Source organism: Paenibacillus sp. J22P277 (genome assembly GCF_059383675.1).
Genome location: NZ_JBXENS010000003.1, coordinates 47,430 through 68,271, shown reverse-complemented (window position 1 = coordinate 68,271; position 20,842 = coordinate 47,430). Strand labels below are relative to the sequence as shown.

The window sequence follows — 20,842 nt, the reverse complement described above, 5'->3', positions numbered from 1 at the left end:
GGGCGGGGGAGTCGCGATGGACGCGGAAGATATCTTTGTCGGTCCCTTGCTCCGGCGGGCGCAGCAGGATCTCGTCGTCATTTGCTTGGCCGTTTTCAAGCCGATCAATCTGGTCTTCTCGGTCAGGGAGCACGGGAAGGAGCAGTGGCTCGGCCATGACGATACCCCCGTGCCGATCCAGGTCTCGCCTACGCTGTTCTTTTATTTCGGGCGCGTGACCCCGAGCGAGCCGGGCAAGCCGTTTCCGGTTCGCACGCTGCTGGAGTACGGCATCGGCGTGCTCGACCCGGACGAGCACGCGGACTACGGGCCTTTCGAGACGATCGCGGCGACGGACGGACTCGGCCTTGCGTACGGCGTGCGCAAGCTGCCGACGTTCTTCCTGCAGAGCCCGGCGCAGAAACTGAACGTGCTGTACGGATCCTGCCGCAAAATCCATGACGAGCAGGGCGGCAAGCTGGATGCGCTCGGCAACGGCGACAAGCTCATTGCCGCGAACGCCGGCGATCTGGATAAACGCCCCGCGATTCTATGCCTGGGCGGCGACCAGATCTACGCCGACGACGTGAACCCGGCCGTCATGGCGGAAGTCATAGCGTTGGCCAAGCGGATCGAAGGCGCGGAGACCGAGAAACTGCCCGTCGCCGCGAGGTTGCCCGGAATCGGCGGGAGAAAAGATTTCGTAACCAAATACGCCAAATTCACGTCCGGGGAGAGCGATAACCATCTGGTCACGTTCGCCGAATATTTGGCGATGTACGGGTTGATGTGGAACGCGAACAATTGGAAGGCGCCGTTCGGCGAGCTTTATTCTTTCACGAGCAGCTTGGGCGATGTGCGGCGGCTGCTGGCGAATATCCCGACCTACATGATTTTCGACGATCACGACATCACCGACGATTGGAATTTATGCGTCAAATGGCAGAAGGAGGCCGGCAGCACCCCGCTCGGCAACCGGATCATCGCCAACGGCTTGATGGCGTTCTGGCTGATGCAGGGCTTCGGGAATCATCCCGATTTGTACAGCGACAAGACGCTGTTCGAGATCGCGGACCGGATCCGCGACCGGCACAAGCAGTACGAACGCGTCGAAACGTTATTCTGGGGACTGCGCGATTGGGAGTTTCATACGCCGACGTATCCGCTGATCTATTTCCTCGACACCCGGACGCAGCGCGGCGTGAAGGACGGGCTGCGCGGCAGCGACGAAGGCGCACCCGCTTACCTGAAGGACCCGTATTCCTGGGCCGCGACGAAAGGGAAGCTGGATGTCCTGCTGAAACGGCAAAACCGCAATCTGCCGCTCGTGCTCGTGGCCGCGGCGCCCGTATTCGGCTTCAAATTCATCGAGGACCTGCAGAATGCCGTGTCCGCGGCAGCCGGCCCGTATTTTCTGGATCTGGAGAGCTGGTCGGCGAATCGGCGGCATCTCCTGCTGTTCCTCAATCTGATGGCGGACCGGGATGTCGTCCTCCTGTCGGGCGACGTCCATTACGCCTTCACCTCGACGATGAAGACCGTCGTCTACGACGACCTGACGCTGAGGGAGATGATCAAATGGCTGCCTTCCGGCACGACGCTCCCCAAGGTGCCGTCCGGCTCATCGCCGACGTACGAGCCGCTTTGGTCGGCGCGGTTTCTGCAGCTCACGAGCAGCGCCCTTAAGAACTATGCCAGCAGCACTTTCACCAAGGTCCCGGCCAACCTGACGACGGCGGATACGGCCTCGATTCTGACGGAAGACGGAAGCACGCTGACCGGCGACCCGGAGAACGGCGGCTTCGCGATCGTCGAATGGGATCTCGCCGAAGGAAGAAAGGTCGTCGTGCACAAGAAAAAAGAGGACGTCAAGCCGGCGCGGCTGTTCAGGCAGCGCGTGAACGACTCGGCCAACTCCAGGTACGTGGGCGAGCATAATCTGGGCGTCGTCTCGTTCCAGGACAGGACCGTGACCAACTATTTCTATACGGTGAACGGCAGGGAGCAGGAGCGCACCTGGAATTTCGCGAACGGCAGTACGTGGGATTGAACGGGGAGTGGACCAGGCATCTCGTAATAGTTGAAGGTCTATGCAGACAAGCACTGTCGGGTATTCACGGCGGCGCTTGTCTTTTTTATTTTGCTAACCGGACACGGCGCGGCTTGTTGCCCGTTTATTCTGCAAACCTGCACGCCAGGTCATTCATTCATGATAAAATTGTGAATCTTTGCAACCGGAAATACGTAAGTTGAATAAGTGATCGGCAGCAATTTCTAATAATTTCCAAACGAAAAATGAGAAGAAAGCGAGGTTTTCCAACATTTATTGACAAGTCTTTCATTGACAATACTTTCATCGGTCGTTTACTGTAAATCTTGGTAGAAACTCCAAGTTCGAAAGGGTGTAAGCGTTTGGATAATGGAATATCCGTCATCTTGTACGAGAAGAGCGCGGGCGGCGAGCTGATTCGGATCGACGAACGGACCTGGTCGCTGAACATGGTCGCTTCGCTCGAGCATGTGAACTATATCACGGTCGGCGCGCGCGAATACGAGACGCTGGAAGGCCGATTGAATCTGGATAACGGCAAGCTGGAAATCCTGGTCGTTCCGATGCAGAACGACTGAAACACCGTGAGCGACAGGGGGAAGCGCAGTTGAAATGGGAAGCCAAACCGGATGAACCGGTGAGATCCAAGCTTTTTACGAAGGACGGCAAGCCGCTTCGAATCTTATCCACCTCGATGGTCATCGCGCTGCTCGCGAGCGCCGTGTTCGGATCCTCGTCGCATGCCGCGGAAGGCACGGCTACGGGCGATCAGCCGAAGCTGGTCGAGTGGTCGTCGGACGAAGTCAAGTCGTATTTCGATCCGGCGGTCGATTGGAACATTCCGCTGCTGGAAGAAGACGAAGAAGCCGGGGGAGCAGGCACGGACGCGACCGCCGGGACCGGAGCGGTCAGTCAAGGCGGCGGCTCCGGCGATACGGTCATCGTCAATAACGGTTATTCTTCCGGCTTCGGCTGGGACGATCTGATTCTCTATCATTTATTGTTTAACGGCGGTTCCTCGTATTCGACGCGTTCCTGGTCCAGCTCGCACACGACCTATTACGCGGGAACGAGCACGCCTTACAAGACGAAGAGTTACGCGAGCGGCAACTTCCAGAACAAGCCTGTCGTGGGCTCGACCGTGCATCCGAAGACGACTGCCGCCTCCGGCACGATTACCCGGCGTTCCTCGTCCTCCAAGCCCGGCGGCATCGGAGGCACGTCGAGCGGCGTGAGCAGCTCGAGTTCGAGCAGCTCCAAGCCGTCCAGCGTATTCAGCTCGTCCAAATCCGGCTCTTCCGGCTCGTCGTCCGGCTCGAGCAGCAGCTCTCATTCTTCCGGAGGATTCGGCGGTTGACGATATTCGAAGTATGGGGACAACCGGATCCGGATCGCGCCGCCCGGGTCGCGCAATTGAATGAGATCGGCTTCGCTTGGGCGGACCTGGAGGCCGAGGAGTACTGGATCGACCAGATCGTGCTGATGCCGCGCGAGACGCATGCCGAGCTCGAGCTCGCGTCCGCGAAGCTGTGGCGCATACTCGACAAGACCGTCCGCCACCTGGTCGGGAAACGCGAGCTATACGAACTGATCGGCATTCCCGAGATCTTGTGGGATACGCTCGATCTGCTGCCTTTGCCGCCCGAAGGCTTGATCAGCCGCTATGCGCGGTTCGACTTCGCGATCGCCGGCGACGGAACGATCAAGCTGCTGGAGTTGAATGCGGATACGCCGACGGGCTACGTCGAATCCGCGATCGCAACGCCATGGCTGTGCGCGAGGGCCGGCATTTCGTCGCCGAACGCGGGCATGGCGGAGCTGGTCGCCGCGGCATGGGCGGAGGAACGGCCCGAAGCGGCCGCTTGCGTCGGTTACGGCGAGCATCTGGAGGATTCCGGCACGATCGAGGCGCTCGTGCGCCACAGCGGACTCGACGTTCGCTGCGTCGATTGTCTCGATCTGTGGGTGGACGAGGGCGTGCTCAAGGACGGAACAGGCACCGAGATCAAACGGATGTTCGCCTTGTATCCGAAAGAATGGCTGGCCATCGACGAAGGCGGCGACGCGCTGCTCTACGCGGTGGACAACGGCCATTTGGCGCTGTTCAACGCTCCGCACAGCATCATGCTTCAATCCAAGGGATTGCAAGCCGCGGTCTGGGGGCTGTACGAGCTGGGACAGCTGTTCGACGCCGAGGAGCGCAAGACGATCAGGCGTTACATGCTGCCGACCTACAATAAGCCGGTATTCCAGGGCAGCTTCGTGTCCAAGTCGATGTTCGGCCGCGAAGGCGGTTCCGTTCGCTTGTTCGACAAACAAGGCGAGCTGGAAGTGGAGGATCGGGACGGGTTCGATACGAGCGTCTTGTTCCCGATCGTCTATCAGAAACGGGCGGAGCTTGCCCGCATCCGGACGGCGAAGGGCGAGTTCCATCTGCTGACGGGCATGTTCATGCTGAACGGCAAGCCGGGCGGCATGCTCGGCAGGGCCGGAGGCCTGATTACCGGCAATACGAGTCATTTTATCCCGTTGGGAGTGAAGGATTGACTATGACAGACAACCATGCAAGCCAACTCGCGGCATCCCGCGCGGCCGGGATCCGATCCCGCCGCCGGCTCAAGCCGCTCGGATTCCTGATGCTTGCGCTGTTCGCCGTCGTGCTCCTCAGCGCGTGCGCGAACGATCAGCAAACCGTTTTCCATACCGATTCGGATACGGCTGCCGCCGAAGCCGGCGGCGATACGAACCGGATTCCGTGGGACTACAAGATCGTGAAGGGTACGGTAGGCGATCTGATCGGCAGCGACATGACGATTCTGCCCGACAACGCGCTGCTCCCCAACGACGGCAACTACGCGACCGGCGACAGCGTCTGGACGATGCAATTCATGAGCGCCGACATGACGACCAACGCCAGCGGCCGCGACGAGGTCCAGCTCTCCGCTTGGACGACGATCAAGTCTTATCCGGACGAGGCCAAGGCGAAGGCGGATCTCGCCAATCTCAAAATTTCGCTGCAAACGACGGTCGCGTTGGTCGGCGTGTACAAGACGGAATATCAGGGCAAGACGCGCAACTTCGCGGTGCTGACGCTGCCGTCGGGCAATCAGCTCAAGCAGCCGATCGACGAAGACCGTTACAAGACGCTTAAGAGCTTGAAGAAAGTGCCGATCAAGGTCGAGGAGATTCATGATTACGTCGACTACGACTTGGCTTACGCAAAATTCAGGGGGTGGGCATGATGGTCGTCGTGACCAATATCGTCGTGAGTGTAATCGTGATTTTCCTGCTTCAGCTGATCGGGATGCTCATCTTCAGCTGGATGACGCCGTTCAAGGATCTGGAAGAGCTTCGGAAGGGCAATATGGCCGTCGGCCTCGCGCTGGGAGGCAAATTCCTGGCAACGGCGATTATTCTCGGCGTGTCCGCCTATACGAATACGTCCATCTGGTACATGATGCTGTGGTTCGCGGTCGGCTACGTCTGCCTGATCGCCGCCTACTGGCTCTTCGAGCTGATCACGCCCGGACTCAAGATCTCCGAGCATCTGCAGAAGGGCAACACGGCCATCGGCATCCTGCTCTGCTTCGTGTTCCTGGGCACGAGCTTTGCCATCAGCAGCCTGATCGTGTAGATGCGCGCTGCTTGAATTACCGCTGAAATTTCATCACGCTCTGCCCGCACGCAAGCCGGCAGAGCCATTTTTTTGCGGCATGTACCGAATAGAGCCGAAGAGGATGAGGGTCAGAGATGTATTTTTTCCTGCGATTGTTCCTAAAGACGATGCACTTCAAGAACACGTCGCTCTTCTTCGCCGCGGCGGTGTTCATTCTGGTCAGCACGTCGCTCGCCTACATGCTGGAGCCGGATACGTTCCATTCTTGGTTCAACGCGCTGTACTGGGTGCTGACGACGATGTCGACGGTCGGCTACGGCGATTATTACGCCAAGACGGTGCTCGGCAAGCTGCTCACCATCTTTTTGTATATCTTCGGAATCGGGCTGCTCAGTCTCCTGATCGGCAAGGTCATCGATTCCATCGCATCCATCCAACGCCAGAGGGAGGCCGGTGAATTGAGCTTTCAAGGGAAGGATCATTTCATCATCATCAATTGGAGCAAGAAAGCGCAGTATGCGGTCGAGGAAATTCTGGCCTATCTGCCCGAAGCGGAGATCGTCATCATCGACGAGTCCGACCGGCATCCGCTGCAGCGACGGAGCAACGTGCATTTCATCAGCGGGGACCCGGCATCGGACGAGACGCTGGCGGAAGCGAACCTAATGACCGCGCGGTCGGCGATCGTCTTCGCGGATTCGCGCATCGACGAGGCCGCGCTGGCCGACGGGAAATCGCTGCTGATCGCGTCGAGCATCGAGCGGCTCGCGCCGGCCATTCATTCGACGGTGGAGATCGTGCAGGAGAAGAACATTCAGAACTTCCGCTACATCAACGTCAACGAGTTCGTGCTGTCCCATGACGCGATCTCGCGGCTGGCCGTCCGCGCGGCGCTGCAGGAAGGCAATTCGGAGATCTTCAGCCAGCTGCTCAGCCGGCAGCACGGCGACGATATCTACGAGGTTCCCGTGCGGCCGGGCTGGCGGACGTACGGAGATGCCTTCCAAGACCTGCTCGGCAGGGGAGCGACGCTGATCTCGGACCGCGGCGATCTCGGGGTCAACCGCAAGCTGGACGTGCCGATCCCGGCGGACGCAAGATTGTACATGATCGCCGACGAAGCGACTTACCGCGCGATTACCGGCAAATAAGGAGACCTTCGGGTCTCTTTTTTTCATTCGTGCGCGGCGTCCTGCAAGGCGCTTAACGGACGATCTGATGGTTCTATCAATCATTACTATAAAGGTTGTTTCCGGAAAAATGTCTCTATTACGCCGCTGAGTGCCCGTTCTGTTGTATACTAGAAGGTAGGCTTTATACAAGTAGAAACAGCGGAGCGTGAGTAAGTTGGCAAAACCCAAGATTCCGAAGCGTCCGACCCGGGACGAATTCGTGTTGGAGGAAATAGGCAATCAATTGAGCGAGGCCTTCCACGAGGAGACGACGATCGTGTTGTCGGTGTGGGGGAAGGACGAGTCGGTGCAAGGGCAGATCATCGCGATGGACTCGCGGACCGGGAAGGTCCATGTGGCGACGTCCGAAGGGATGGAGAAGGTCCCCTTCATGGATATCATGCAAGTGAATTACCCACGGAACTAAACGAACGGATCCTTGTTCTTGTCCGCAGCGCGGCGGGAACGGGGGTCCTTTTTCGTTTGGAAAGATCGGTTTTATATATAACTATTGACATATAACTTGATTTGTTATAACGTCTTAGAAGTTAAATATCTTAATCGCTAAGTTATTTAAGCGACAAGGTATCGACCGCGCGATGGATGCCATGCTCTGAACGGAGGGAGAAAACGATAGGAGATTCAAGCACGAAAGAAGCCAAACTCTCCGAGCTGCAGCTTATTATGGAACGGTGGTCCCAGAAGGCGAAGAACAGCCTGAAAACGGTGGAAAACCCGCTCCATCTGGCTAACGGCCAGATATTCGTCCTGTTTTACCTGCATCATGCCGAAACGTGCCGGGTCAACGACGTCGCCAAGATTCTCGGCATCACGTCGGGCGCGGCGACCGGGCTGACCGACAAGCTGACCGCGCTCGGCCTCGTGGAACGCGCGCGCCAAGAGGACGACCGCAGAGTCGTACGGCTTAGTTTGACGGCGAAGGGCAAAGAGACCGTTACCTTGACCAGACAGCGGCGCAACGAATGGTTCGCGGGCATCGTCGGGCAGCTGGAAGAGTCCAAATTGGACGTCGTCCTGGATGCGTTCAAGCTGCTGCTGGATGCGCTGGACGACAAATCAACTCACAACAAGGAAGTGGAACGATGACGAACATCAGTCCTCGGCAGATCCGTTGGATCGTGACCGGACTTATGCTTGGCCTGCTGCTCGGATCGCTCGATCAAACGATCGTGTCGACCGCAATGCCGCATGTCATAGCCGAATTGAACGGATTCAACTTGTACAGCTGGGTATTCACGATTTATATGCTAACCTCGACGACGGCCGTGCCGATCTTCGGCAAACTGGCGGATTTGTTCGGCAGACGGCTCGTGTATTTGATCGGGATGGCGCTCTTCCTGATCGGCTCCGCGCTCTGCGGCTTGTCGCACGACATGACGCAATTGATCGTCTTCCGCGCGATTCAAGGAATCGGGGCAGGCGCCCTGATGCCGATCGCCATGACGATCATCGGCGATATTTTCCCTCCGGACCGCCGCGGTAAGATGCAGGGCATCTTCGGCGCCGTATTCGGCTTATCCAGCGTCCTCGGTCCGGCCGTCGGCGGATTTATCGTCGATCACCTGGCTTGGCAGTGGATTTTTTACATCAATCTTCCGTTCGGTATTTTCGCGGCCATTATTTTATCCGTCTCGCTCAAGGAATCCAAAAGCACCGAGAAGAAATCGATCGACTGGGGCGGAGCCGCCACGCTTACCGGCGCGGTCGTCGCGTTCCTCCTCGCCATCGAGATGGGCGGCAGCGGCGGCTCGGCCGAAGGCGGCATGACGAAGTACGCATGGGATTCCCCGCAGATTCTCGGTTTATTCGGCGCCAGCATCGTGCTGCTCCTGTTGTTCCTCTGGATTGAGCGAATCGTCAAAGAACCGATCATCCCGCTGAAGCTGTTCAGCGTGCGCGCGATCTCGGTATCGAGCGTCGTGGGCTTCATGATGGGAATGGGCATGTTCGGCGCGATCACGTACATTCCGTTGTTCTCGCAAGCCGTCATCGGCACGTCGGCCTCGAATTCCGGGTATATTTTGACGCCGCTGATGCTGTCGTTGATTCTATCCAGCATTATCGGCGGCCGGCTCATTACGAAGGTCAGCTACCGGTCGATCGTCGTGACCGCCATGGCCATCATGACGGTCGGATACTTCTTCATGTCGCAGATGAGCGTCAATACGAGCAGTTTTGAACTGATCCTCTACATGATCGTCGTCGGAGGCGGCATGGGCGCCTTGATGCCGGTGCTTACGATCGCCGCGCAAAGCGCCGTCGGGCATGACCTTCGGGGCGTTGCCACGTCGACGACGCAGTTCACGCGTTCCATCGGCGGTACGGTCGGCGTTGCCATCATGGGCGTGATCATGTCCAGCAAGATGACGAGCGGAATCGCGGACATTCGAAATGATTTCCAAGACATTCCGGACGACCAGTTCGCTCAGCTGGGCAATCCGCAATCGCTGCTTCAACCCGAAGTGAAGGCGCAAATTCCGGCCAAACTGCTTTCGGCGCTGCAGCACATCTTGAGCGACGCGGTGACCTCGGTCTTCGTCATCGGAATCGTTGTGGTTCTGATCGGCTTGGTCGCAGCGGTCTTCTACGGCAAGCTGCGGATGCCGAAACGCGCGGAAGGCGCGCCTGCGGTTAAAGTCGAAGCCGAAATGATGTAATTTCTATTTACCCCCAGCCAAGTCTCGGTCGAGACTTGGCTTTTTGCGTTTCAAATTGCCGGCAAAATAAAGAAACCGTCCAGTATAGGACGGTTTCTTTATTTTCACATGAATGCCGCGGTGTAAGAAGCCGCATGAGCGATTTTAGGATTCCGGCCAGCCCGCGAGCGCAAGGTCGGCGATCCGGTGAAGCTGCTCGCGCGATACGCCGCTTACCGCTTGTACGGAGATGCCGAGCAATACGGTCGAGATGTATTGCGCCAGTTCGCGAGGGTCGGCGTTGGCCGGCAGGTCGCCCGATGCTTGCGCGGATTCCAGCCGCCGCCGAAGAGCCGCTTCGCTGGCTGCGCGTTCCAAGATCAACTCCTGCCGGATCGGTTCGGATTCGTCCCCGCCCGACAACGCGCCGTGGACGCGGAGGCAGCCGGGCGGATGATCCGGTTCGGTGAAGAAGTCGATGGTGTCGTGCAACAGCTTGTCTACCGCGGCGCGGGCAGTCGGTTCGCGCAGCGCCGCCGTGGCCGACGGGGATGACTTGAAGCCGTAAAGCTCGACGACCTTGCGGAACAGTTCTTCTTTGTTCCCGAAGGCCGCGTACAAGCTCGGGCGGTTGATGTCCATCGCTTTCGTCAGATCCGCCAAGGTGGTGCCTTCGTAGCCTTTCTGCCAGAACAGATGCAAAGCCCGTTCCAGCGCTTGGTCGGCGTCGAAAACGCGCGTGCGTCCTTTGCCCATCTTGATTCGCCTCCAACTATCCACTCGTTTAGGTGAATCCATTTAACCGCAGGATCCGACTTCGTGTCAAGTTCGCCGGAAGCGGCGACGGAAGGCCCAAAAAAACAAAATAAGGTTGACAGGCACGTTGGTATCGTTTAATGTACCTGTAGGTACAAAATTTAAAATTAAGATTTATATCATTAGAATAAACGAGGAGGATTCAACAATGGAAACACGAGCAAGCCATGCAGGCGATTTTAGGACGCTCGTTCAGGAAAGGCATTCGGTGCGCAAGTATGATCCGACCTTCAACATTCCCGAACAGGAGCTGAAGGACGTGTTGAACGAGGCTTCTCTGGCGCCTTCGGGCGCCAACATGCAGCCCTGGCGATTTCTCGTCGTAACCGATCGGGCGCTGAAGGAAAAGCTCCTGCCCGTCGCCTTCAATCAGGAGCAGGTCCTGACCTCTTCGGCGATGATCGTCGTGCTGGCGGATATGGAGGGTTACAAGGAGGCCGACCGGATCTATGATCGCGCGGTGCAGGCCGGCTATATGACGGAGGAAGCGAAAAGCAAGCTCGTCGCGAATCTGAACCGTCATTACGCGAGCTCGAGCCCGGAGAAGATCAGAAGCTCCTTTCTCGTCGATGCGGGGCTCGTCTCCATGCAGCTCCTGCTTGCCGCGAAAGCGCATGGCTACGATACCTGCCCGATGGGCGGCTACGACCCGCAGCAGCTCAAAGCGCTGTTCGATATCCCGGACCGTTATGCGGACGTCATGCTGATCGCGATCGGCAAAGCGAGCGAGCCCGCTCGTCCGACGGTTCGTCTTCCGCTCGAAGAGATCGCGTTCTGGAACGGATTTGACAACTAATCGCATCTTGAGGAGGAATCCGGAATGAGTAAAGGGTTAGACTACGGAGAGAACGGGTTGAAGCTGGCGGCGCCGGCCGTGATCGACGATCGTACGGGAGCGTTGCAGGCCGGCGGCGGTTCCGTGCAGACGAACCCCGCTTTACGCACTTGGCTGGCAGTCGTATCGCTCGCGCTCGCGGCGGCAATCATCGTCACGACCGAGTTCATTCCCGTCGGATTTCTTCCGAATGTCGCATCCGACCTGGACGTATCGCTCGGCGCGGCAGGACTGATGATCTTGATCCCCGGATTGAGCGCGGCTCTCGCGGCGCCGCTCGTGATCGTAGGCGCGGGTCGGCTCGACCGCAGGCGTCTAGTCGTCGGACTCGGCGTACTCGTCGCGCTCTCGAACGCGATCGCCTATCTGGCGCCGAACTTCGCCGCCGTGCTTGCGGCCCGCGTGTTCTTGGGCGTCGCGATCGGCGGGTTCTGGGCCGTGGTTCCTTCGCTCGGCTTCCGTCTGGCCGGTCCAAAAGCCGGAACGCGCGCCACGTCGATCATCCTTGCCGGGCTGTCCGCCGGTACGGTAGTCGGCTTGCCCGCCGGTCAATTCTTCGGGAACCTCATCGGCTGGCGTCTGACCTTTGCAGGGGCGGCAGCGGCGGCGGTGCTCATCGTGGTCGCGCAGTCGGCGGTCCTGCCCCGCATCCCCGCGATCGGCCGGATGCGGTTCGTTCATCTCGGACAGGTGTTCCGGATGCCCTTAGGCCGTACCGTGCTTATTGCAGGCGGCGTCGTTACCGTCGGACAATTCGCCGCTTCGACTTACGTGACGCCGTTTCTGCTGCAAAACGCCGGCATGAGCTCGAATCTGGCGACCGTGCTGTTTCTCGGTTACGGGTTCGCGGGTATCGTCGGCACGCTGCTCGGCAGCGGTCTTGTGGCGAGAAGCCAAATTTGGACCTTTGCCGGCGCTGCTGCCGCAATCGGCATCGTTTTGATTAGCATGCCCGCGCTGCATGCCTTTCCAATCACCGTCGCTCTTCTTTTTGCGGCGTGGGGGCTGATCTGGGGGCTTGTGCCCTTGGCGCTTCAGACGCTGATGCTCACAGTGACACCGGACGCTCCGGAGGCATCGTCGGCGATGTTCATTACCGTCTCGCAATTGGCGATTGCGGTGGGCTCCGCAGTCGGCGGCATGCTCGTCGACTCCGCCGGGCTGTCCGCCGTGTTCATTGTCAGCGGAATCGTCGCTGTCTTGTCGTCGATGTTCGGCCTTGCGGCCCGGCGCGGCGTGTGATAGATTCACGGTATCGCTGTTATAAGGAGACTATCGTGAGCAGAATCGCAACCGAAGTGTTTTGGGAAAGCTTCCTGCATCCGTCGTTCCAAGACCGACCGCTTTATCTGGCCGCGACCGAACGCGGGTTATGCGCGATCACGCTGCCGAACGAATCGTTCGGGACGTTGCAAGCGTGGGTGGAGCGCAAGATTCCGGATGCCGTGCTGATCCAGGAGCCGGAGCGGATGTCCGCGTACGTCCTACAGCTGCGGGAATATCTTGAAGGAGAGCGGACCGCTTTCGATTTCCCGCTCGATTTGCGCGGCACGGCGTTTCAAATGTCCGTCTGGGAAGCCTTGACCCGCATTCCTTTCGGCCAAACCCGCAGCTATTCGGAGCTCGCCGATGCATTGGGCCATCCGAAGGCGGTTCGGGCGGTAGGCGCGGCGAACGGGGCGAACCCCATTCCCATCGTCATTCCATGCCACCGCGTCATCGGCAAAAACAATGCGCTCACCGGCTTCAGGGGAGGATTGAAGGTCAAGGAAGAATTGCTTCGTCTGGAAGGCTTTCATGCGTTTAACAAGAAAGGCCACACGCGGTTTCAATTTTGAAATCGGGGGCGGGGAGGGGGGCTGAGGCATCCTCCCGGGATGTAAAGATGCAAATCGAACGAAAAAACGGAAGGGAACCTATATAGGTTCCCTTCCGTTTTTGCTGCGTCCGTATTGCCGCGGACCGAATATCTTCGATTCGCCCTGCAGTGCCGAGACTAAAGCTTATGCCATACGCCGTAAATCATTTGCGCGGCTTCGGCGCGGGTCGAGGTGCCAAGCGGTACGAATTGGCCAGCCGTCCGTCCTTGGACGAGACCGAGCGATGCGGCCTTGTTGACGTCGTCCAGCGCCCAGGCGGAGATGGAGGCTTCGTCTTTGAACGGAACGGCAGCCGTAACCGCAGGCTTGCCGTTCAGTAATGCATAGCCTCGCATCGCGAGGGTGACCATTTCCTGCCGGGTGATATCGGTGCCAGGGGAGAACGTCGTGCTGCTTACGCCTTGCACGATGCCGGCTTTGTATGCGGCGGCAACGTCGGCCGCGTACCAGGCGCCGGCGGGAATATCCGCGAAGGCTGGCGTTCCTTCCGCCTTCAACCCAAGCGCCCGGACGAGCAGCGCGGTAAATTCGGCGCGATTGATGCGGCGGGCAGGTTCGAAGGCGGTGTCCGTCGTGCCGGTCACGATTTGCTTCGCGAAGAGCTCCTTGATGACGCCGGAAGCCCAGTAGCCCGCGGGCACGTCGGAGAAACGCTTGTCGATCTCGATCACCGCATAGGAGCTGAAATGCGCGACCTGCGCGGCATAGAAGCCACTCTCGTACGTCCCGCCGATGAATGCCGGCGTACCGCCATCGGCGAGATAGAAGATGGACGCCAGCTTCGGATCGATCGAAGCGTCGACCGGCAAGCGAAGCGTTACGGGCTGGCTAAACGCAAGCAGGTCATATGCGGTGCCGTCCGCCGCGATCCATTGCAGCTTGAGCTCGTATGCGCGGCCGCCCAGCTTGGCATCTGTCCCAAGCGCGGGAGTTTCTTCGCCGGCGACCGGTTTGACGGTCAGGGCGATGGAGCCGCCTTGCAGCTGCGCCGCGGTCAATTTCTGCTTCAACTCGGCGAATACGCCGGGCGGAATTTCCAGCGCGGTTTTACCGGAGGTGACTACGTTCAGCGAGGCTTTCCCGAGCAGCTCGTCCGTATTGGCGGGAAGCTTGATAACGGTAGCCGATTCCGGCACGTTCACGGTGGCATGGCCCGTGCCGTCGTCCTTCAATTGATCGTTCGTCACGGTTAAGGTGCCTGCCGAATCGGCTGGCGCGCCGCCGGCGGATCCGCCGATCGGGCCCGTGCCCGAGCCGCCAGAAGGTCCGATCTGAATCGCGGTCGCGTAATTCTCGGCTACGGAACTCGCTGACAGCCGGGAATCGACGAGCCGGATCTCTCTGACCTCGACGACGGCTTTTCCGTTGGCAGCCGCCTTGAACGCGAAGGACGCCAGGTCGATATCGCCGCTGTCGCCGGGCGAGCTTCCGGACTTGGTGTGGGCGAACACGAGATGCGATTCGCCTCCGCCGTCGTCGACGACTTTGACCGGCGTGCCGAAGCCGACCGCGGCCGTCTTCTCGCTGCCCGCCTCGAACGTCAGCAGATCGCTATCGTAATATACGTGCAATTCGAAGGCATACACGTCTTGCAGACCGCTTCCTTTTACCGATACGGTCACGTCGTCGCCGCTATTGACGGCATTGTTGTCGGACACCACGGAAAAGGAGGGCGATGCGGCCGCGGCCAACGCGTAATGGGGGACGAGCATGGTTATCGCCAAGCAGATCGTCGCAAGCAAGGAAAGTCGTTTTCGCGCCATAAGAGGTTCGTCCTTTCTCGTATAGTAAAACGCCGGCGAACACGGGACCGGGAGAGGAGAGGGCAGGGAATGGAGCTGCTCCGCCGCTTCCCTCTCCGTCGCGTTCCGTGAAGCTTATTCGCCGGGCAAAGCCGGAACCGACTTCGGCGCAACGCGGTTATGCGTCGCTTGTTCGTAGGCATAGCCGAGCTTGATCAGCTCGCCTTCGTCGTAAGGGCGTCCGAGCAGTTCGATGCCGATCGGCGTGCCGCTCGACACGTAGCCGGCCGGAACGCTGATTGCGGGGAAGCCGGAGAACGGACTGAGCCGATTGGCGTTGCCGGAGCTCGAACCCGTCGGTCCCGTCGTCGACGGATACAGGATCGCGTCCAGATCGTTGTCGGCCATCAGGCTGAGCAGGGACTGTTGGCTCGTGCGCGTCCGGAACAGCACGATGTCCTTGTATTCCTGGGTATCAAGCGATTCGACGCTGTTCCGCGTGTTGAGCGTACCGTTCAGCGACGGCAGGAAATCGGTGCCCGAAGCGATGATGTCGGTCAACGAATGATAGCGGACCGCGGCCGGGTCGACCATGCGCGGATTGGACAGGTAGGCGTTAAGGTTGAATTTGAACTCGTAGCCGCTGAGGCTCGGATAGCGCAAAATGTCGGCCACGTTCGGGATATTGACGCCGACCACCGTCGCGCCTTGCGCCTTCATATCGTCGGCGGCTTTGTTGAGCAACCCGAGCACTTCCTGGTTGGTCCCGATCACGCTGCTGTCCGTTACGAGACCGATGCGCGCGCCTTTCAGGCCGTTTTTGTCCAAATACTTGGTATAGCTGACCGGCTTCTTGCCGACGCTGCCGGCCGTGACGATATCGTTCGGATCGTAGCCGCTGACCGCGTCGAGCATGATGGCGGCGTCGGATACCGTTCGGGCCATCGGTCCGCCGACGTCCTGCGACAGCGCAAGCGGAATGATGCCGTCGCGGCTCGTCAGTCCGATCGTCGGCCGGATGCCGACGATGCTGTTCCAGGAAGACGGAATACGGATCGAACCGCCCGTATCGGTGCCTAGACCGGCCACGGCGAAATTGGAGGCGAGCGATGCGCCCGTGCCGCCGCTGGAGCCGCCGGGGTTCTTAGTCAAATCGTACGGGTCTTTCGTCTGCCCGCCGAGCGAGCTGAGCGTGTCCGTGTTGATGGCGAATTCGCTCAGATTGGCTTTCGCCAGGATGATGGCTCCGGCATCCTTCAGCTTCTTGATCATGAAGGCGTCGCTGACCGTCTGGTTGTCCTGCAGGCATGTGCAGCCGGCGCTCGTCGGCATGCCGAGCGTGTCGTAGTTATCCTTGACGATGATCGGGATGCCGTGCAGCAGCCCGCGCGGGCCTTGTGCCTTGCGCTCGTCGTCCAATGCCTTGGCAGTCGCCAGCGCATCCGGATTGATCGTGATCAGCGAATGGATGTCGTCGTCGTATTCGTTGATCCGGTCCAGGTACATCTGCACAAGCTGCTCCGAGGTCAGTTTGCCGGCTGCCATGGCGTTCTGAATGCTCATGATGTCGGCTTCCATCAGCTGGAACGGCTGGCCGTTGTCGTAGAGCACTTTTTTGCCCAAGGAAGCCAGATCCTGCAGATCGATGGCATTGTCCTTGTTGAAATCGCCGTTCGCCGCATACGGCCAGTTCGGGTCGGTCGAGTCGATGCCGAAGTACTTGATCAGGACGGAAAGGTCGCCGACGTCGATGACGCTGTTGGCGTTCAGATCGCCTTCGGCCGCGCCGGAGATTTGAACGGCAAGCGACTCCTCCGGCGTTTGCACGGTGCTGCCGTCGTCGATGCCGAGCTCCACGGTGCCGCTGATTCCGCTAAGGTCCGCGGCGGTCTTGGCCTTGAAGGTCAAGGCGAGGACGGAGCCGACCGTCGTCAAGCTTCCCGCCGTATCCGTCGTCACGACGGTGACCTTGCCGGGCTCGGCGTTTTCCCCGGCAATGCTCACGGCCGGATCGGCCGCCGCCGCGGATATGTAGTCGAACAGGGTAGGGTCGTATTCGAAAATGAATTTGCCCGCGGTCGCCGCTCCGGTCGCGCCCGACAGCGATACGTTTACGGTGAAAGGTTCGTCGATCGCGATAAGCGCAGGGCCGGAGAGCCGGACCATCGCCGTCGGCGTTTGAGCCTGGGCTTGCTCCTGAACGGGCGGCGTGCTCGAATTGTCGGCGTATGCGCCGGAATCCAGGAAAGGCGTGCTGAAGATGAGGGTGCTGCTCACTAGCAGAAGGCTGGCGGTTTTGAAAATGGGTTTAATCATGGCGTCCTCCTCGGGTTGGCTCAAGCCAGTCTTGAATGTTAACTAAAATGACTCTCTGTTGAAATCAACGGCGATACCAAATCAATTATATGACATATATATTACATATGTCGTTCCCCCTTTGTATCTCTCTTCAAATCTATCGTTTATATTAGTTAAGTTAGCAAATCAAATCAAACGAGATAATTGCCCGAAAATCCGCTAAAATCTGGCATTATCCCGTATTTAGTGCCTATTATCTTCCTTTATCGCTTTAGTACATAATAGCGTTAAATGCGTTATGTAAATGTTAGCTATAGTAACATAAAAATCGTGATACTAAATGCCGTTAATTGTTCGTATTCACGATGCCGCAACTTGATGAAACCGTTTCACCGCCGGCGGAATCCTCTCGCGCGGCCGCGAATAAAGTAGTAAGGGGATACAACGAGTCGCAGCGGAATCAGCTGGACGGAAGGGCGGAGGGAATCTTGGAGACGCAAGTTTATCGCCCGAAACACCATGTACGGTTTATTACGGCTGCCGCCTTGTTCGACGGACACGATGCGTCCATCAATATCATGAGACGGATCCTCCAGGATTCGGGCGTCGAAGTCATCCACCTCGGCCATAACCGTTCCGTGCTGGAAGTGACGAACGCGGCCATCCAGGAAGACGTGCAGGGCATCGCCGTGAGCTCCTATCAAGGCGGGCACATCGAATACTTGACCTACATGCATGATGTGCTGATCCGGGAAGGAGCGGGACATATCAAGATCTTCGCGGGCGGCGGCGGCGTTATCGCGCCTGCGGAGATCGAGGCCTTGCAGCGATACGGAATCGCGAAGATCTTCTCGCCCGACGACGGACGCGAGATGGGCCTGCAGGGCATGATCAATACCATGATCCGTGCCTGCGACCGCAAGACGCCGCGGTTGGCGGAACAAGCCTTCGGCGCGTTGATAGACCGGAATCGCAATGCCGTCGCGCAGCTGATCACGCTTGCGGAGGAAGAGGCGGCGAAAGCGCGCTTGTGCGATGCCGAGGAAGCCGTGCTCGAGGCGCTGCGTTCCGATATTCCGGCGGTCCCGGTGCTGGGCATCACGGGGACGGGCGGCGCGGGCAAGAGCTCGCTGACCGACGAGCTCGTTCGCCGTTTTCTCGGTGATTATCCGGCGCGTTCGATTGCCGTTCTCTCGATCGATCCGACCAAAATGAAATCCGGCGGCGCGCTGCTCGGCGATCGGATACGAATGAACGCGATCGAGGATGCGCGGGTCTACATGCGCAGCATGGCGACGCGAGGATCCAAGTCCGAGATCAGCGAAGCCGCCAAGGACGCCATCGCGATCGTCAAGCGGGCGGGCTACGATCTTGTCGTCCTCGAGACGAGCGGGATCGGGCAAGGCGGCGCAGCCATCGTGGATCTATGCGACGTGGCGGTGTACGTCATGACCGGCGAGTTCGGAGCCGCGACGCAGCTGGAGAAAATCGACATGATCGATTATGCGGACGCCATCGTCATCAATAAATTCGATCGCCGGGGATCGGAGGACGCCCTGCGCGACGTGCGCAAGCAATACAGGCGGAGCCGGCAATCGTTCGACGGGCCGGATGAGCAGTTGCCCGTGTTCGGTACGATCGCGAGCCAGTTCAATGATCCCGGCACCATGGCGCTCTTCCGTGCGCTGATGCGGATCGTGGCGGCGAAGACGGGCGCGGACTGGCCGATCCTTCATCAGGCGGGCTCTTCGAACGCGATGAAGAAAAACGCGGCGAAGACGAACATGATCATCCCGCCGGACCGAACCGGTTATCTCGGCGACATCCTGCGGACGGTGCGGCGTTACCGGGCTCTCGCGGAGGAACAAGCCGCCGTCGCCCGTAGGCTGTCTTGGCTCGAGGGGACGAAACGGCTGATCGAAGCGGACGGCGGACGGCTTCTGTCCGTCGACGAGGCGAGCGCGTTCGCGGCGAAGCTGGGCGACATGATTGCCGATTGCGAAGCCGGCCTGCAGCCGGAATGCCGGAAGCGATTGGCGGACTGGCCGGCCATCCGCGAGGCATACCGGCAAGACCGGCTGACCGCCGCGGTGCGCGGCGAGGATACGACGACCGAGCTCGCGAGCGTATCGCTGTCGGGCAGCCGGATACCGCGGGTCAGCCTGCCGAGATACGAAGAAGCCGGCGACCTGCTGCGCTGGATGCTGCTGGAGAACCTGCCCGGCTACTTCCCGTATACGGCGGGCGTCTTCCCCTTCAAGCGAACCGACGAGGATCCGAAGCGCCAGTTCGCCGGGGAGGGCACGCCGGAGCGGACCAACCGCCGTTTCCATTATCTCTGCCGGAACGATGCGGCCAAGCGGTTGTCCACCGCGTTCGACAGCGTCACGTTGTACGGACAGGACCCGAGCGACCGCCCCGACGTTTACGGCAAGATCGGCAACAGCGGCGTGAACGTCTGCTGCTTGGACGACATGAAGAAGCTGTACGACGGCTTCGACCTCTGCCATCCCGCCGTCAGCGTCTCGATGACCATCAACGGTCCGGCGCCGGTCATTCTGGCGATGTTCATGAATGCGGCCATCGACCAGCAGGCCGATCGGTTCGCGGCGAAGCACGGACGGCAGCCGGACGACGCGGAGTACGCATCCATCAAGGCAGCGACCCTGCAGGCGGTGCGGGGTACCGTGCAGGCGGATATTCTCAAGGAGGATCAGGGGCAGAATACGTGTATTTTCAGCACGGAGTTCGCGCTCAAGATGATGGGGGACATCCAGCAGTACTTCATCGATCACCGGGTTCGCCACTATTACTCGGTCAGCATCAGCGGCTATCATATCGCGGAGGCAGGCGCCAATCCCGTCACGCAATTGGCCTTTACGCTGGCGAACGGGTTCACGTACGTCGAATATTATTTGGCCCGGGGCATGCGAATCGACGATTTCGCGCCTAACCTGTCGTTCTTCTTCAGCAACGGCCTGGATCCGGAATACAGCGTCATGGGCCGCGTTGCCCGCCGGATCTGGGCGACGGCGATGAAGCGGAAATACGGCGCGAACGAGCGAAGCCAGAAGCTCAAGTACCATATCCAGACTTCCGGGCGCTCGCTGCATGCGCAGGAGATGGATTTCAACGATATCCGCACGACCCTGCAGGCGCTGATGGCGATCTACGACAACTGCAATTCCCTGCATACGAATGCGTACGACGAGGCCGTCACGACGCCGACCGAGAGCTCGGTGCGACGGGCGATGGCGATTCAGCTGATCATTAACCGGGAGTTCGGCTTGGCCAGGAACGAGAATCCGCTGCAGGGCTCCTTCGTGATCGAAGAGCTGACCGATCTCATGGAGGAGGCCGTGCTGCTTGAGCTCGAGCGCATCCACGACCGGGGAGGGGTGCTCGGGGCGATGGAGACCGGGTACCAGCGGGGCAAAATCCAAGCGGAATCGCTGGAATACGAGCATCGCAAGCACGACGGCTCGCTGCCGATCGTCGGAGTGAATACGTTTCTCGATCCGAATCCGGGCGAGAACCGGTACGATATCGAACTGGCCCGTTCGACGGAGGAAGAGAAGCAGGAGCAAATTCGGGCCTTGCAGGCGTTTCGGTTGAAGCATCAGGACCGGAGCGCGGCGGCGCTGGTTCACCTGAAGCAAGTTGCGGCAGCGGACGGGAATGTGTTCGAGGCGTTGATGGAGGTCGTGAGATACGCGTCCATCGGTCAAATCACGGGCGCTTTATACGAAGTCGGCGGGCAGTACCGGCGGAATACGTAGGCGCAATCGAGGAGGATG

At 59.4% G+C, this 20,842-nt stretch carries 17 protein-coding genes; 14 read left to right on the top strand and 3 right to left on the bottom strand.

The features are described from left to right. Positions 1-16 precede the first annotated feature (16 nt). The 10 genes from AC50YL_RS09375 (at position 17) to AC50YL_RS09330 (ending at position 9,495) form a co-directional block, all read left to right on the top strand. On the top strand, positions 17-2,029 hold the full coding sequence (locus AC50YL_RS09375; RefSeq protein ID WP_494831333.1) for a metallophosphoesterase family protein: 2,013 nt from the start codon (positions 17-19) through the stop codon (positions 2,027-2,029). A gap of 362 nt (positions 2,030-2,391) precedes the next feature. Next, positions 2,392-2,607 carry a hypothetical protein gene (locus AC50YL_RS09370; protein WP_494831331.1) on the top strand — a complete coding sequence of 72 codons (216 nt, stop codon included), beginning with the start codon at positions 2,392-2,394 and terminating at the stop codon, positions 2,605-2,607. A 29-nt stretch (positions 2,608-2,636) separates the two neighbouring features. Then, positions 2,637-3,386, top strand: a complete 750-nt coding sequence (locus AC50YL_RS09365; protein WP_494831329.1) for a hypothetical protein — start codon at positions 2,637-2,639, stop codon at positions 3,384-3,386. Between the two features lie 2 nt (positions 3,387-3,388). Beyond that, positions 3,389-4,576 carry a glutathionylspermidine synthase family protein gene (locus AC50YL_RS09360; RefSeq protein WP_494832515.1) on the top strand — a complete coding sequence of 396 codons (1,188 nt, stop codon included), beginning with the start codon at positions 3,389-3,391 and terminating at the stop codon, positions 4,574-4,576. A gap of 2 nt (positions 4,577-4,578) precedes the next feature. Then, on the top strand, positions 4,579-5,271 hold the full coding sequence (locus AC50YL_RS09355) for a signal peptide protein (protein WP_494831327.1): 693 nt from the start codon (positions 4,579-4,581) through the stop codon (positions 5,269-5,271). Next, on the top strand, positions 5,271-5,663 hold the full coding sequence (locus AC50YL_RS09350; protein ID WP_494832513.1) for a DUF350 domain-containing protein: 393 nt from the start codon (positions 5,271-5,273) through the stop codon (positions 5,661-5,663). The genes AC50YL_RS09355 and AC50YL_RS09350 overlap by 1 nt, the downstream gene beginning before the upstream one ends. Before the next feature lie 116 nt (positions 5,664-5,779). Then, positions 5,780-6,796, top strand: coding sequence for a potassium channel family protein (locus AC50YL_RS09345; RefSeq protein WP_494831325.1), 1,017 nt, complete (start codon positions 5,780-5,782; stop codon positions 6,794-6,796). Between the two features lie 196 nt (positions 6,797-6,992). Then, positions 6,993-7,244: a YolD-like family protein gene (locus tag AC50YL_RS09340; protein ID WP_494831323.1), complete on the top strand. Its 252-nt coding sequence runs from the start codon at positions 6,993-6,995 to the stop codon at positions 7,242-7,244. 257 nt (positions 7,245-7,501) lie between these two features. Beyond that, positions 7,502-7,924 (top strand): MarR family winged helix-turn-helix transcriptional regulator, encoded by a 423-nt coding sequence (locus AC50YL_RS09335; protein ID WP_494831321.1) that lies wholly within the window; start codon positions 7,502-7,504, stop codon positions 7,922-7,924. After that, positions 7,921-9,495 (top strand): MDR family MFS transporter, encoded by a 1,575-nt coding sequence (locus tag AC50YL_RS09330; protein ID WP_494831319.1) that lies wholly within the window; start codon positions 7,921-7,923, stop codon positions 9,493-9,495. The genes AC50YL_RS09335 and AC50YL_RS09330 overlap by 4 nt, the downstream gene beginning before the upstream one ends. A 144-nt stretch (positions 9,496-9,639) precedes the next feature. On the opposite strand, the gene AC50YL_RS09325 is transcribed toward AC50YL_RS09330, so the two are convergent. Then, a complete protein-coding gene (locus AC50YL_RS09325) occupies positions 9,640-10,230 on the bottom strand; it encodes a TetR/AcrR family transcriptional regulator (protein ID WP_494831318.1) in 591 nt (196 codons plus the stop codon). A 208-nt stretch (positions 10,231-10,438) separates the two neighbouring features. Between AC50YL_RS09325 and AC50YL_RS09320 the strand changes: the two genes are divergently transcribed. From AC50YL_RS09320 to AC50YL_RS09310, 3 genes are read left to right on the top strand one after another with little or no spacing between them, the layout of a single operon-like run. Continuing rightward, on the top strand, positions 10,439-11,086 hold the full coding sequence (locus AC50YL_RS09320; RefSeq protein WP_494831316.1) for a nitroreductase family protein: 648 nt from the start codon (positions 10,439-10,441) through the stop codon (positions 11,084-11,086). 24 nt (positions 11,087-11,110) lie between these two features. Continuing rightward, entirely contained in the window at positions 11,111-12,367 is a 1,257-nt protein-coding gene (locus AC50YL_RS09315; protein ID WP_494831315.1) for an MFS transporter, read from the top strand. A 35-nt stretch (positions 12,368-12,402) separates the two neighbouring features. Next, positions 12,403-12,963 (top strand): methylated-DNA--[protein]-cysteine S-methyltransferase, encoded by a 561-nt coding sequence (locus AC50YL_RS09310; RefSeq protein ID WP_494831314.1) that lies wholly within the window; start codon positions 12,403-12,405, stop codon positions 12,961-12,963. A 158-nt stretch (positions 12,964-13,121) separates the two neighbouring features. Here the strand turns inward: AC50YL_RS09310 and AC50YL_RS09305 are convergent, their stop codons facing one another. Next, entirely contained in the window at positions 13,122-14,768 is a 1,647-nt protein-coding gene (locus AC50YL_RS09305) for an S-layer homology domain-containing protein (RefSeq protein WP_494831312.1), read from the bottom strand. Positions 14,769-14,882: 114 nt separating this feature from the next. After that, positions 14,883-17,063 carry an amidase family protein gene (locus tag AC50YL_RS09300; protein ID WP_494831310.1) on the bottom strand — a complete coding sequence of 727 codons (2,181 nt, stop codon included), beginning with the start codon at positions 17,061-17,063 and terminating at the stop codon, positions 14,883-14,885. 470 nt (positions 17,064-17,533) lie between these two features. On the opposite strand from AC50YL_RS09300, the gene icmF reads away from it, so the two are divergent. After that, positions 17,534-20,824 carry a fused isobutyryl-CoA mutase/GTPase IcmF gene (icmF, locus tag AC50YL_RS09295; RefSeq protein ID WP_494831308.1) on the top strand — a complete coding sequence of 1,097 codons (3,291 nt, stop codon included), beginning with the start codon at positions 17,534-17,536 and terminating at the stop codon, positions 20,822-20,824. The last annotated feature ends 18 nt before the right edge of the window (positions 20,825-20,842 follow it).

What these genes read in the sequence shown, in the direction of transcription:
- AC50YL_RS09335 (WP_494831321.1), top strand. Translation starts at nt 7,502, where the DNA reads ATGGAACGGTGGTCCCAGAAGGCGAAGAACAGCCTGAAAACGGTGGAA.
- AC50YL_RS09320 (WP_494831316.1), top strand. Translation starts at nt 10,439, where the DNA reads ATGGAAACACGAGCAAGCCATGCAGGCGATTTTAGGACGCTCGTTCAG.
- AC50YL_RS09375 (WP_494831333.1), top strand. Translation starts at nt 17, where the DNA reads ATGGACGCGGAAGATATCTTTGTCGGTCCCTTGCTCCGGCGGGCGCAG.
- AC50YL_RS09305 (WP_494831312.1), bottom strand. Translation starts at nt 14,768, where the DNA reads ATGGCGCGAAAACGACTTTCCTTGCTTGCGACGATCTGCTTGGCGATA.
- AC50YL_RS09300 (WP_494831310.1), bottom strand. Translation starts at nt 17,063, where the DNA reads ATGATTAAACCCATTTTCAAAACCGCCAGCCTTCTGCTAGTGAGCAGC.
- AC50YL_RS09355 (WP_494831327.1), top strand. Translation starts at nt 4,579, where the DNA reads ATGACAGACAACCATGCAAGCCAACTCGCGGCATCCCGCGCGGCCGGG.
- AC50YL_RS09315 (WP_494831315.1), top strand. Translation starts at nt 11,111, where the DNA reads ATGAGTAAAGGGTTAGACTACGGAGAGAACGGGTTGAAGCTGGCGGCG.
- AC50YL_RS09345 (WP_494831325.1), top strand. Translation starts at nt 5,780, where the DNA reads ATGTATTTTTTCCTGCGATTGTTCCTAAAGACGATGCACTTCAAGAAC.
- AC50YL_RS09325 (WP_494831318.1), bottom strand. Translation starts at nt 10,230, where the DNA reads ATGGGCAAAGGACGCACGCGCGTTTTCGACGCCGACCAAGCGCTGGAA.
- AC50YL_RS09350 (WP_494832513.1), top strand. Translation starts at nt 5,271, where the DNA reads ATGGTCGTCGTGACCAATATCGTCGTGAGTGTAATCGTGATTTTCCTG.
- AC50YL_RS09330 (WP_494831319.1), top strand. Translation starts at nt 7,921, where the DNA reads ATGACGAACATCAGTCCTCGGCAGATCCGTTGGATCGTGACCGGACTT.